Origin of the sequence: Pseudomonas profundi, assembly GCF_008638305.1 — a bacterium.
Lineage (GTDB): Bacteria > Pseudomonadota > Gammaproteobacteria > Pseudomonadales > Pseudomonadaceae > Halopseudomonas > Halopseudomonas profundi.
The window spans coordinates 19,966-34,117 of sequence record NZ_VTPZ01000013.1; the positions used below are offsets into that span (position 1 = coordinate 19,966).

Annotated in this window: 9 protein-coding genes; all 9 read left to right on the forward strand. The window is 60.4% G+C overall.

Features of this window, described 5'->3' with window-relative positions; all coding sequences use genetic code 11:
• The first annotated feature begins 170 nt into the window (after positions 1-170).
• Positions 171-1,721 (forward strand): glycogen synthase GlgA, encoded by a 1,551-nt coding sequence (gene glgA / locus FZE95_RS15695; protein ID WP_150301822.1) that lies wholly within the window; start codon positions 171-173, stop codon positions 1,719-1,721.
• On the forward strand, positions 1,721-3,472 hold the full coding sequence (gene treZ / locus FZE95_RS15700) for a malto-oligosyltrehalose trehalohydrolase (protein ID WP_150301823.1): 1,752 nt from the start codon (positions 1,721-1,723) through the stop codon (positions 3,470-3,472). The genes glgA and treZ overlap by 1 nt, the downstream gene beginning before the upstream one ends.
• Positions 3,469-5,550 carry a 4-alpha-glucanotransferase gene (gene malQ, locus FZE95_RS15705; RefSeq protein ID WP_150301824.1) on the forward strand — a complete coding sequence of 694 codons (2,082 nt, stop codon included), beginning with the start codon at positions 3,469-3,471 and terminating at the stop codon, positions 5,548-5,550. The genes treZ and malQ overlap by 4 nt, the downstream gene beginning before the upstream one ends.
• A gap of 35 nt (positions 5,551-5,585) precedes the next feature.
• Positions 5,586-8,396, forward strand: coding sequence for a malto-oligosyltrehalose synthase (locus tag FZE95_RS15710; RefSeq protein ID WP_150301825.1), 2,811 nt, complete (start codon positions 5,586-5,588; stop codon positions 8,394-8,396).
• Complete coding sequence (locus tag FZE95_RS15715; protein WP_150301826.1) at positions 8,393-8,755, forward strand: DUF2934 domain-containing protein; 363 nt, start codon at positions 8,393-8,395, stop codon at positions 8,753-8,755. Before FZE95_RS15710 ends, FZE95_RS15715 begins: the two co-directional genes overlap by 4 nt.
• 33 nt (positions 8,756-8,788) lie before the next feature.
• A complete protein-coding gene (glgX, locus tag FZE95_RS15720; protein WP_150301827.1) occupies positions 8,789-10,957 on the forward strand; it encodes a glycogen debranching protein GlgX in 2,169 nt (722 codons plus the stop codon).
• A gap of 59 nt (positions 10,958-11,016) precedes the next feature.
• Entirely contained in the window at positions 11,017-11,772 is a 756-nt protein-coding gene (locus FZE95_RS15725; protein WP_150301828.1) for a PIG-L deacetylase family protein, read from the forward strand.
• 1,227 nt (positions 11,773-12,999) lie between these two features.
• Positions 13,000-13,170, forward strand: coding sequence for a hypothetical protein (locus FZE95_RS19640; RefSeq protein WP_178100957.1), 171 nt, complete (start codon positions 13,000-13,002; stop codon positions 13,168-13,170).
• 29 nt (positions 13,171-13,199) lie between these two features.
• Entirely contained in the window at positions 13,200-14,129 is a 930-nt protein-coding gene (locus tag FZE95_RS15730) for a DUF72 domain-containing protein (protein ID WP_150301829.1), read from the forward strand.
• Positions 14,130-14,152: the final 23 nt, after the last annotated feature.

The following is a 14,152-nucleotide window of genomic DNA, read 5'->3' on the forward strand; positions in this document are numbered from 1 at the left end:
CAAAGTAAGCGGATCTTCTATTCGCAGCAGCAGCCCCCCCTTGCTTATAGCGCGCGGATCAGAGGCCTTTTGCCACGGATGGCTCGGTCAGCACTGCGCACCGAACAAGTGCACAGCACTCAGACAGGAGCTGCCTCGCCAGACGCACGATTATCCGGAGGATATGGAGTATGGGAAATGTTGTTTCAACAGTGCGATCCGCCGATCCGGCTCAGGTAAAAGTCCGGCCACAGCTTCATGTGGAAAGTCAGCAGAACCAGAAGAAAAAAGTGCTTTTTGTGACGCCGGAATTTTCCGATCTGATTAAAGTTGGGGGGCTCGGGGATGTATCGTCTTCATTGCCACGGGCGCTGTCGGAGTTTCACGATATACGCGTGGTGATACCCGGTTATAGCCAGGTCATGGACAGCGGCCATCCGATCAGAATTGTTGGCAAGGTAGAGGGTCGGGCGGCTATTCCGCCATGCCGGATCGGACGTATGGATCTGGCTGATGGACTCATTGTCTACGTACTTATCTGCCCCGAACTCTACGAGCGTGAAGGCAGCCCCTACGGCGACGCCCAGGGCCGTGACTGGCCCGACAACCATATCCGTTTTGCCCGCCTCGGTCTGGCGGCTGCCGACCTCGCCTCGGGGCACGCCGGAATCAGCTGGTGCCCCCAACTGGTGCACGCCAATGACTGGCCCGCCGCTCTGGCGCCGGCCTACATGGCTCTGCGTGGCGAGCGAACGCCTAGTGTGTTTACCGTCCACAACCTGGCCTACCAGGGTTTGTGCGATGCAGAATGCTTGCCCGAGCTGGGCATTCCCCAGCAAGCATTCGTACCCGAAGGTGTCGAATTCTACGGCAAACTATCCTTTCTCAAAGCTGGCGTCGCGTATGCCAGCCACACCACCACCGTCAGCAAGACCTATGCCCAGGAGATCACCACCGAAGAAGCCGGCTGCGGACTTGATGGCTTGCTCAGGCGCCGCGCGATCGAAGGCCGCCTGACCGGCATCACCAATGGCATCGATCGCAGCTGGGAGCCGGGCAGCGATCCCCACCTGATAGAAGGTTTCACCGACCTGGAAGCAGAAGGCAAGGCCGAACATGCCCGCTACATCGAAGAAACCTTCGGGCTGGATCACAGCGATGGGCCCCTGTTTGTTGTGGTCTCGCGCCTGGTCCATCAGAAAGGTATCGACCTGACCCGGGAAATTGCCGGCGATATCGTTGCCGCGGGTGGACGCATCGCCGTCATTGGTCGGGGTGAACCCACGCTGGAAGCTGAAATGGTCGAGCTGGGGGAACAGTATCCAGGCCGTATCGGAGTCAACATCGGCTTCAACGAGCTGGACGCACGGCGGATGTTTGCCGGTAGCGATTTCCTGCTCATGCCATCGCGCTTTGAACCTTGCGGCCTCAGCCAGATGTACGCCCAACGCTTCGGCTCGCTGCCTATAGCGCACCGTACAGGTGGCCTGGTCGATACCATCGAAGACGGCGTAACCGGTTTCCTCTTCAGTGACGCCACTGCGGACAGCTATCGTGATGCCGTCATGCGCGCTATCAACATCTTCCAGCATCCGGAGCTGATGAACGCCATGCGTCGCCGTGCCATGATGTCCCCCATGTACTGGGCCGAGTCGGTCAAACCCTACGACGAGCTCTACCGCAGCCTGGTCCGCGAACGCGTATCCCGCGCGCTAGCGGCTGAAGTTGGGAGGCGGAGTTGATGGCAGCCGCGCCCACCCATGGCGCACTGGTGCTGGCCAACGGCGATACCCGTTTCAGTCTCTGGGCTCCTGATGCACGCGAAGTATCGGTTGAGCTCGTCAGCGGTGCGATCCATAACCTTGGATCCACTCCAGACGGCTGGTTCCGCGGGCAGGTACCCTGCCCGGCCGGGACCGGATACCGCTTCATCATCAACGGCGACCTGCGTGTGCCCGATCCCGCCTCCCGCGCTCAACTTGGCGATGTGCACGCCTTCAGCTCGGTAGTCGACCACGACGCCTTCAACTGGCAGACCGCTGCCTGGCAGGGACGGCCCTGGCACGAGACCATCATCTACGAGTTGCACGTCGGTTTGCTCGGCGGGTTCAAAGGCGTCCAGGCTTATCTGCCCTACCTGCAAAAGCTGGGCATTACTGCGGTAGAACTGATGCCGCTGGGGGAATTTCCAGGCGCGCGTAACTGGGGCTACGATGGGGTACTGCCGTTCGCCCCGGATTCGTCCTATGGCACGCCCGAAGAGCTGAAAAGCCTGATCGATGCTGCGCATGCTTTAGGGCTGATGGTCTATGTCGATGTGGTCTACAACCACTTCGGCCCCGACGGGAATTACCTTGGTCACTACGCCGGTGATTTTTTCCGCCAGGACATCGAGACGCCCTGGGGGCCGGCAATTGACTTCCGGCGCCCCGAAGTCCGGAACTTCTTCTGCGAAAACGCGCTGATGTGGGTCACCGACTACCGTGTGGACGGCCTGCGCCTCGACGCGGTGCATGCCATCAGCGAAAAGGATTTTCTGGTCGAACTGGCGCAGCGGGTACGCGACGCGGCAGGTCCGGATCGCCATGTGCATCTCGTGCTGGAGAACGAGGATAACTCGGCCAATCTGCTGCAACGCGGCTTCGACGCCCAGTGGAACGATGATGCGCACAACATACTGCACACCCTGCTGACCGGTGAACAGGAAGGCTATTACGCCGACTTCGTCGAAGAGCCAACCCTGAAGCTGTCCCGATGCCTGGGTGAAGGGTTTATCTTTCAGGGCGAGAACTCGCGGCACGGTTCCAGCCGCGGCGAGCCCAGCGGCCATCTGCCGCCTTCGTCCTTCGTGCTGTTCCTTCAGAATCATGACCAGATTGGTAACCGCGCCTTTGGCGAGCGCCTGACGAGACTGGCCGATGAGAGCACCCTCAAGGCTTCCATTGTGCTTATGCTGCTCTCTCCCATGGTGCCGCTGTTATTCATGGGCGAGGAATGGGGCTCGAAGAAACCCTTCCTGTACTTCACCGACCATAACGAAGAGCTGGCACAGGCCGTGCGTGAAGGGCGGCAGAAGGAGTTCAGCGAGTTCTCGCTGTTTGCCGAACATCCCGAACGCAAGATTCCCGATCCCAACGCCGTTGAAACCTTCTCGGCATCGCGTCCCGACTATGTCGCCATAAGCCGGCCCGAGTATCAGCACTGGCGCGACTTTTATACCAGCCTGCTGGAGCTGCGCCATCAACACATCATCCCGCGTCTCGCCGGTGCGCGCTTTGCCGGTACCAGCGTGCTGGCCGACAACGCCGTGTCAGCGTCCTGGCAGATGGGCGATGGGAGCCTGCTGCGGATCGATATCAATCTCAGCGACGCCTACGTCACCTGCGATCCGCTAGCGGAAACCGCCCAGATACTGTTTGCCTACAATGGTGAACCGCAAACCGGCGTGCTTGGGCCTCGCAGCACCCTGGCCTCTCTGGAGCCTGCAGCATGAGCGACACCTTGCTAACTCAGCTGGCCAGAGCGGCCGGTATCAATATCGAGTGGACTGATGCCTTCGAGCAAGAACAACAGGTGTCAGTGGAGGTCCAGCGCAATCTGCTGGAAGCACTCGGCCACGCCACTGGCGACGACGCGCAGATCAGGCAGAGCCTGGCGCACCTGGAGGACCAGCAGAGCGGCAAGGAGCTGGCTCCTCTGATGACCCTCGAAGCAGGTCAGAACCTCTCGCTGACGCCCCACTTCGGCCCCGGCACTGCATTCCGGCTCACCCTGGAGAACGGCGAATCCCGCGAGGGTAAACTGGACGCCTCGGGAGCGCTGCCGGCTATCGCGGACTGGGGCTACCATCAGCTGGAAATCAGCGACGAACGGATTATCCTGGCCACTGCACCGCCTGCCTGCCCCAGTATTGACGAACTGACCGGCGAGACCAATGCGCATCTCTGGGGCCTGACTGCGCAGCTCTATTCGCTGCGGCGCGAAGGTGATGGCGGTCTGGGTGATACTGCGGCCCTGTCCGACCTGGCAAAAAGCGCTGCCGCTGCCGGCGCAGATACCCTGGCGATGAGTCCGGTCCATGCGATGTTCAGTGCCGATACCGGTAACTACAGCCCCTACTCCCCCTCGAGTCGAATGTTCTTCAACATACTGCACTCGGCGCCGGCCAGCGTTCTGGGCGAGCAGGCGGTAGCGCAGGCTATTGCCGAGTACGACCTGGCTGCGGAAATGCAGCGGCTCGAAGCATTGGATCTGATCGACTGGCCAGCGGCATCACAGGTGCGGCTGACCTTGCTGCGTCAGCTATACCGCAATTTCACCGGGACCCAGAGCGAACTCCACGAGGACCTGACCCGCTTCGAAGACCAGGGCGGCGAAGCGCTGGCCCAGCACTGCCGTTTCGAGGCCCTGCACGGGTATATGCTTGCCAGCGGTCAGCCAGGCGATTGGCGGCAATGGTCGCCAGCCTTTCGCGACCCCCACAGTGCAGAAGTCGAACGCTTCGCCAGTGAACACGCTGGAGAGGTCGGATTTCATGTATTTGCCCAGTGGCTCATCGACCGTAGCCTGCGCAGCGCCCAAAAGTCCGCCTGCAATGCGGGCATGCGCCTGGGGCTGATCGCCGATCTGGCCGTCGGTGCCCACGGCTCCGGCAGCCAGACCTGGACACGTCAGGCAGAATTTCTGCCCTCTGTCAGCGTTGGCGCTCCGCCGGACATACTCAACCGCTCGGGTCAGAACTGGGGGATATCGGCGTTCTCTCCCTCCGGCCTGCGCGCTAACGGTTTCCGCGCTTTCATCGAAATGTTACAGACCAACCTGGCGCACGCTGGCGGCATCCGCATCGATCATGTGATGGGCCTGAAACGTCTATGGATCGTCCCCCATGGCGCCTCGCCTGACCAGGGCGCCTACCTTGATTATCCGTTCCAGGATCAGTTACGGCTGATCGCCCTGGAGGCCTGGCGCCACCGCGCGCTGGTTATCGGCGAAGACCTCGGCACCGTCCCGCCGGGACTGCGCGAAGAACTTGCCAGCCGCAACATTCTGGGAATGCGCGTACTGCTGTTCGAGCAGGACGAAGGGCGCTTCATACCGCCCGGCAAATGGCCCAGAGACGCACTCGCCACAACCACAACGCATGATTTACCCAGCCTGTGCGGGTGGTCAAAGGGTCGCGATATCGATTGGCGACTCGAGGCCGGCCACAGTTCTGCCGAGCAGACCGAGGCTGACCGCCCGGAACGGGAAAAGGAAAAACGCGCGCTGACCGCAGCACTCACCAAAGCCGGCTGCCTCGATGTGACCGAGGCGGGACTGAGCAAGAAACTCGAGGCAAGCATCGAGTTCATCGGCAGCACGCCGGCCTCGCTGGCGCTGTTGCCCATTGAAGATGCCATGGCCAGCGAAGAGCAACCCAACCTGCCGGGGCCAGGCAACGAACATCCCAACTGGCGCCGCCGCTGGCCAATGGCAGCGCGGCTCATGCTGGAGGACAAACAGGTCAAGGGCCGCTTGCAACGCCTGGCGACTGCTCGCGCCTCGGCGCAATCGCGCAGCAGCAAGCCTTGATCAAAAGCAATACATTTCAAGCGGAACAGCACACCATGAATGATCTGCGGGCGACGCTAAGACTGCAATTTCACAAGGGCTTCACCCTCGACGACGCGGTACCTCTGGTCCGGTATTTCTCCCGGCTGGGCATCAGCCACCTCTACGCCTCACCCCTGCTCACCGCCCGACCCGGCTCGATGCATGGCTACGACGTCGTCGATCCGACCCGGATCAATCCTGAACTGGGAGGCGAGGCTGCGCTGGAGCGGCTGGCCAACGAATTGCGGGACCACCGCATGGGGCTGATCCTCGACATCGTGTCGAATCATATGGCGGTGGGCGGCGATGCCAACCCCTGGTGGCTCGACGTGCTGGAATGGGGCCCGATGAGCCATTACGCACAGTTCTTCGACATCCAGTGGCAGTCACAGGATCCGTTGATGCATGGTCAGTTGCTGGTGCCCTTTCTGCGCACGGATTACGGCGAAGTGCTCGCCACCGGCGAAATCGAGCTGCATTTCGATCAGAAGGAAGGCGCTCTGTATGCCAGCCACTATGACCACCGCTTTCCGTTGTATCCGCCGACCTACGCCGACGTATTACAGGCAAGTGAGGATGCGACCCTGGTCGCGCTGTCGAGCAAATTCGCCGAGCTGGAAAATACCGCTGGCGCATGGAAAGCGGCCCGGGTGCTGCGCCGCGACCTGTCAATTCAGGCGGCCAATACCGACACGCTGAAGGCCATCGAAGCGGCGCTCGCGCGTTTTGATCCACAAACGCCGCAGGGCAAGGAGAAGCTGCACCAACTACTCGAACGGCAGCATTATCGTCTCGCCAGCTGGCGGACCGCGTCAGACGACATCAACTGGCGGCGCTTCTTTGACATTAACGAGCTGGGCGGGTTGCGGGTCGAGAATACGGCCGTCTTCGAGGCGACCCATGCCAAGATATTCGAGATGATCGAAAAGGGCTGGATCAATGGGCTGCGCATCGATCACGTAGACGGGCTGGCTAATCCCCGCGCCTACTGTCGCAAGCTACGCCGGCGCGTCAACAGCCTCCTCGAAAAGCGTCCGGCTGACCTGCTCGGCGAGCAGTTTCCGATCTATGTCGAAAAGATCATTGCTGAAGGCGAAACCCTGGCCGATGACTGGGGTGTCAATGGCACCACCGGCTATGAATTCATGAACCAGGTGTCGCTTTTGCAACACGATCCCCGCGGTGAGGCCGCCCTCACGGAGCTGTGGGCCGAACTGAGCGGCCGACCGGCGGATTTCATGGTCGAAGTGTATGAGGCGCGCAAGCTGGTGCTGGCCAGCTCCCTCGCCGGCGACCTGGAAACCGTGGCACAGGGGCTCCTGCAGATAGCTCGACAGGATATCGACACCCGGGATCTGACACTGGGTTCGATACGCCGGGCACTGACCGAGCTTGTGGCGCATTTCCCGGTGTACCGGACCTATGCCGGCGCGTGCGGACGCTCCCACACCGACCAGGCGTTTTTTCAGCAGGCCTACGAAGGCGCGCGCGAAGCACTGTCGGAAGCGGACTGGCCCATCCTCGACAAGCTCGATCAGTGGCTTGGCGGGCAACCCCTGCGCGAACTTCCACCGGGCAATGAACGCCACCTGCGAGAGAAGATTCTCGCCCGGTTTCAGCAGCTGACTTCGCCGGCCGCGGCCAAGGCAGTCGAGGACACAGCCTGTTATCGCGCGGGTGTGCTGCTGTCACGCTACGACGTCGGCTATGACCCGCAGCACTTTAGCGCGCCACTGGAAAGCTTCCACCAGATCTGCCTCGATCGGTTGATTCACTTCCCGGAAAACCTGCTGACCACTGCTACTCACGACAACAAGCGTGGCGAAGATACCCGTGCGCGGCTGGCTGTTCTCAGTGAGCGCGCCGAATGGTTTGCCCACCGGGTGCAGGACTGGCAGGCACTCGCAGCTCCGCTGCGTCAGGAACTGGCGGATGGCGTCGCCCCCAGCGCAGCGGATGAGTACATCCTGTATCAGACGCTGATCGGCAGCTGGCCGCTGGATCTGCAACCAGGCGAACCGGCGAAAATGGATGACTATTTGCAACGGCTCATCGGCTGGCAGGAAAAAGCCCTGCGCGAAGCCAAGTTACGCAGCAGCTGGAGCGCGCCCAACGAGCCCTATGAGACCGCCTGTCGAGAATTTCTGACCCGGCTGCTCACCGATCCAGGCGCGCGGGAACTGTGTGAGGACATCGCCGCAGCTGCCGCCTCGATTGCCCCCGCCGGCGCCCTGAACAGCCTGACCCAGAGCCTGTTACGCATGACCGTTCCGGGCGTACCGGACCTGTACCAGGGTGCGGAATTCTGGGATTTCAGCCTGGTCGATCCTGATAACCGTCGCCCGGTTGATTTCAGTGCCAGAGTCAACGCACTGAAACACCTGCCAGACAAGCAGGAGCTGGTGGAACATTGGCGCGATGGCCGCGTCAAACAATGGCTGCTGCGCTGCATTCTGGCTGTACGTGGCGCCCAGCCCCAGATGTTCAGCCGGGGGGCCTATGTTCCGCTGGAGATCGAGGGCGAGCACGCCGACCGTGTTATCGCATTCGCGCGACGCTATGAAGGAGATTACATGATCATCGTCGCGCCCTTGCATTCATCCGATCGGCTCGCCGAGCACGACACTCCGCACATTCCGCCCGAGCAGTGGGGGAATACTCGGGTCCGCCTGCCCAGCCCGCTTAGTGAGGCCGCGTTGACCGGTGTGTTTTCCACGCGCGCCATCGAGCCTGACGCGGGCAGCATTGCACTGTCTGAAGTGCTGGCTGACTTTCCAGTAAATCTTCTTTGTTCCACTCCACATTGTCAGGAGTTCCTGTTATGACCGCAGATGAAGAACGCATCCGCGAATTCGCTTACCAGATCTGGGAGTCCGAAGGGCGACCCACCGGCAAACATGACCGGCACTGGGAAATGGCCCGCAAACTGGTCGAGGCCGAAAACCAGGAAGCGGCCAGACCAGCCGTACGCAATCGCAAGGTGACCAGACCCACCGAAGCCAACCTGTCGCCAGAGGCCGAAGCACCGGTGGCGGTGCCGGGCGCACCCACTGGCCCAGGCACACCGAAAAAACCCCGTGCTCCTCGCTCATCCGCTGCCAAGACCACCAAGGAAGCGAAAGAGCCCAAAGTGCCAAAGACCCCCAAGGCACCCAAAACACCAAAAGCGCCCAAGAGTAAATAACCTGCCCGCGGGCAGGTTTTGAGGAGTTAGAGCATGAGCAGGCAACACAACGAAGCCACTCCGCTGGTACCCGAATTCAAGCAGACGTCCCGCGTCACCGAAGGCTCGCCCTTCCCTCTGGGCGCGACATGGGACGGGCTGGGCGTCAACTTCGCATTGTTTTCGGCCCATGCCACCAGGGTCGAGCTTTGCCTGTTCGACAGCAGCGGTCAGGTTGAACTGGAACGCATCGAGCTGCCTGAATATACCGACGAGATATGGCACGGTTATCTCCCTGATGCCCATCCCGGGGTTATCTATGGTTACCGTGTCTACGGCCCCTACGAGCCGGAAGCCGGACACCGTTTCAATCACAACAAACTGTTGATCGATCCCTACGCCAAGCAACTGGTAGGCAAGCTGGAATGGACCGATGAGCTATTCGGCTACACCATCGGCTCGCCGGACGGCGATCTGAGCTTCGATGAACGAGACAGCGCGCCCTTTGTCCCCAAAGCCAAGGTCATAGACCCGGCTTTTACCTGGGGAAATCAGCATCATCCGCGCATTCCCTGGAACCGTACCATCGTCTACGAAACAAACGTGCGCGGTTTCACCATGCAGCATCCCGCCGTGGCTGAGTCCTCACGTGGCACCTTTTCGGGGCTGATGCACAACGAAGTCATCAAGCATATCCGCTCGCTTGGGGTCACCAGCGTCGAGCTGTTACCGATTCATGCCTTTGTCAACGAACCGCACCTGCAAGAAAAGGGACTCTCCAATTTCTGGGGTTACAACACAATCGCCTTCTTCGCGCCGCATGCACCCTATCTCGCCAGCGGCAAGATAAGCGAATTCAAGGAAATGGTCGCGCGCATGCATAGCGCCGGCCTCGAAGTGATTCTCGATGTGGTGTACAACCACACCGCCGAAGGCAATGAGCTGGGCCCCACTCTATCCATGCGCGGTATCGACAATTCCAGTTACTACCGCCTGATGCCCGACAACAAGCGCTATTACATCAACGACTCCGGCACCGGCAACACGCTCGATCTCGGCCACCCCTGCGTGTTGCAGATGGTCACCGATTCGCTCCGTTACTGGGCCACCGAGATGCGAGTGGATGGCTTCCGCTTCGACCTCGCCACCATTCTAGCGCGGCATCACGACGGCTATGACGAGCGCCACGGCTTTCTGGTCGCCTGTCGCCAGGATCCCGTGTTGAGCAAGGTCAAACTGATTGCCGAGCCCTGGGATGTTGGCCCCGGAGGCTATCAAGTGGGCGGCTTCCCGCCGGGCTGGTCGGAGTGGAATGACCTGTTCCGCGACAACGTACGCGCCTATTGGCGTGGCGACGAGGGCAAGCTGCCGGACATGGCCAGCCGCCTCACCGCCTCGGGAGACCATTTCAACCAGCGCGGTCGCCGGCCGAACGCCTCGATCAACTTCATCACCGCCCACGACGGCTTCACTCTACGCGACATCGTCACCTACAACGACAAACACAACGAAGCCAACGGCGAAGACAACGAAGATGGCAGTGACAACAACCTGTCGTGGAACCACGGTGTCGAGGGCTACACCGATGATGAGGAAATCAACGAGCTGCGCCTGCGACAAATGCGCAACATGCTTGCCACGCTGGTTTTCTCCCAGGGCACGCCCATGTTGCTGGCCGGCGACGAATTCGGTCGGACTCAACATGGCAACAACAACGTGTATTGCCAGGACAACGAGATCGGCTGGATCGATTGGGAACTGGACGATGAAGGCTCCGCACTGCTCAGCTTCACCCGCCGGCTGATCGCGCTGCGCCAGGCGCACCCGGTTCTGCGCCGCGGTCGTTTTCTGGTCGGCCATTACAACGAGGACCTCGGCGTCAAGGACGTCACCTGGCTGACACCCGAAGGGGAGGAGATGTCAGAAGATCAGTGGCATGACACCAACGGCCGCTGCATCGGCATGTTGATGGACGGCCGCGCCCAACCAACGGGTATCCGGCGGGGCGGCGAGGACGCCACGCTGTTGCTGATCATGAATGCGCATCACGAGACGGTGAACTTTTTACTACCAGAGGTTGCCCAAGGATCTGGCTGGGTGTGCCTGATCGATACCAACAGGCCTGAACTCAGACGAATCGAGCACCATGAGTTCGATAGCAACTTTGCGGTGACCAGCCGTTCATTGCTGCTGTTCGAGTTGCAACACAAGGACCAGCGGTAAGGCTTCGGGCCAACCTCGGGTATTAATAGCGCTGACTCTCCTACGGAGCTGGGAACACGATGAACTTTGATATCACCAAGGATGGCTCCCCGCTGCATGCCTGGAAAAGCTCGGAGCGTATGGCGTCGGTCCCGGTGATCGCTTGCGAACAGCTGGTTCCGGCACATGCCCGCGCAGTGATCATTTCACCCCACCCGGATGATGAAGTGCTTGGCTGCGGCGGGCTCCTGCAATTGCTCGCCCGGCAGCAACGCAACCTGATGCTGGTATCCATCACCAACGGCAGTGCCAGCCACCCTGGCTCCAGGCTCTGGACGGCGGAGCGGCTCGGCATTATCCGCCCGCAGGAAAGCGCCGAAGCCTTGCGGCGTCTGGGGCTGTCGATGAATCATCTGCAATGGATTCATGGCGGCTTCCCTGACGCGGAGCTAGCTGGTCGACAACCTGCCCTGATTGAATTTCTCCGCACTTATCTTCGCCCCACCGATGTGGTATTCACGCCCTGGCGAGATGACGGCCATAGCGACCACCAGGCCGTAGCCTTGGCGGCCCTCGCGGTCGGCGCGGAGATCGGTTGCGCGGTGCATGAAGTTCCGGTTTTTGCCTGGCAATGGGCAAGCCCTGAGGATCCGCGGATTCCCTGGAAACGCGCGTGCAAGATTCATCTTGACCGCTGGACCCAGGCGCGTAAACGCCATGCTATCCAGGCCTTTGCCAGTCAACTCAGCGGCGACCCCGAGGCCGGCCTCGCACCCCCGCTGACTCCCGCCATGCTGGAACGCATGCAGCAGCCGTTCGAGGTTGTGTTTGTTTAGGGTGTGGTGATTACCTGATAGCCGCAGCAGTGAGCTCGGTATTGCTCCACCTCACGCCGATGCTCATCCAAGCCTGCCGGCTGTCAGGGTGGAGCAAGTGTTGAAAACAGGGATGTTTTCACCAAGCCCCCAGGGATGGGTTTACGGCGTCTTGCGCCATCCTGACAGCCGGCGGGCGCCCTGCTCCGGCCATGTCGGCGGCAATACCCACCGATTCAAACAAATTCCAAGCAGTTCGCTGGGTGGTTCACCAGAGTCAGCTGCCGCAAGCCGACAGCCCTGCGCCGACACGCTGCAAGTACCTCCCTGTAAGCTCGTCGATGACATCCATGTCATCGCACGGTCGGCTCAGCCCCGTCGCCTCGCTTCGCAATGAACACTGGAGTTGCCTGAGAGGAAAACCAAAGCGGTTTTAATTTCCACCTCACGCCAATGCTCATTCAAGCCTGCCGGCTGTCAGGGTGGAGCAAGTGTTGAAAACAGGGATGTTTTCACCAAGCCCCCAGGGATGGGTTTACGGCGTCTTGCGCCATCCTGACAGCCGGCGGGCGCCCTGCTCCGGCCATGTCGGCGGCAATACCCACCGATTCAAACAAATTCCAAGCAGTTCGCTGGGTGGTTCACCAGAGTCAGCTGCCGCAAGCCGACAGCCCTGCGCCGACACGCTGCAAGTACCTCCCTGTAAGCTCGTCGATGACATCCATGTCATCGCACGGTCGGCTCAGCCCCGTCGCCTCGCTTCGCAATGAACACTGGAGTTGCCTGAGAGGAAAACCAAAGCGGTTTTAATTTCCACCTCACGCCAATGCTCATTCAAGCCTGCCGGCTGTCAGGGTGGAGCAAGTGTTGAAAACAGGGATGTTTTCACCAAGCCCCCAGGGACGGGTTCACGGCGTCTGCGCAGCCCTGATAGGCGGCGGGCGACCAGCTCCAAATCAGCCAGGTAACTCGCCGAAGTTAATCCCCCTAGCCCCCTTTTGCCAAGGGAACTGTCCGAGCGGCGGCTGGTTACCATTCCAAAAAGAAGCAATTCTGGGCTTCAGCCACTCAGATAGCCGACCAAGGCAGCCACAGCAGAACCTTAAATTCACCCCCGCCGTGCTACTTTTTCGGCAGCGGTCCAGATTCGCCGGCCACAAAAAAACTGAACCGTCACCGCGCCCTCAAGTCCGAAGGAAGAGGTCTGTATTGATCTGTGATTCGTTCAGCTTATTGCGAGGTTCCAGTATGAAAGCAGTTACGCCGCCGAAAAAAGACGAGGATATCCGGCCCGAAGATCTACCCGATCCGGACCGTGGGTCACGAGAGAATCTGGAGCACCCCGAAGACGAAGAAGACCGCGTTGACGAGACAATCGATGAGTCTTTTCCGGCCAGCGACCCGCCAGCCAAATATTGATCACACCATCGGCAGCAAAAGGACGCTGAATGAGCGATATTCGCATCGGGATTTCCGGTTGGCGCTACCGCCCCTGGCGCGGAGATTTCTATCCCGATGGGCTGGTGCAGCGCCGAGAGCTGGAGTATGCGTCACGAGCGGTCAATAGCATCGAAATCAACGGCTCCTTCTACGCATTGCAAACGCCAGAACGTTATGCCAGCTGGGCTGCCGAAACGCCCGAAGATTTCGTCTTCAGTGTAAAGGGTCCACGCTTCATCACTCACACCAAACGGCTCCGCGACATCGAGGAGCCCCTGGCGAACTTCCTGGCGTCGGGGCCGCTGCATCTCGGTCAGAAACTGGGTCCGATGCTGTGGCAGTTTCCAGCGAACTTCAAACTCGACCGGGAGCAATTCAAGGATTTCCTTGAGTTATTGCCGCGCAACACCGACGACGCAGCCAAACTCGCCAAAGGCTGCGCCGAACGGTTGAAAAAACCCGGCTATCTGGACATCGGCGCGAAACGCCGTATGCGCCATGCCGTCGAGATCCGTAATCCAAAAGGGCTCGATGAGGATTTTGTCGAGCTGTTACGCAGCCAGCAAGTCGCATTGGTAGTCGCCGACACCGCGGGCAAATGGCCCTATCACGAGGATCTCACCAGCGACTTTGTCTACATCCGTCTGCACGGTGACAAGGAGCTATACAGCAGCGGCTACTCCGACGAAGCGCTCGATCGTTGGAAAAAACGCATAAAGCTATGGGTCAAAGGCCGCCAGCCCAGGGATGCCACACTCATTGCGCCGCATCACGACACGGCCGAGCAGGCCTGTGATCTGTACTGTTATTTCGACAACGATATCAAAGTCCGTGCCCCCTACGATGCCCGCCAGTTGCTGGAAAAGCTGGGCCAGGCGAAGAAACTGGAAGTCGTACCGGGGCAGTTGCCGGACGAAGGCAAGGGAGCCAAGCAGTGACCGAAGCGTCTTATTCCGCCCAC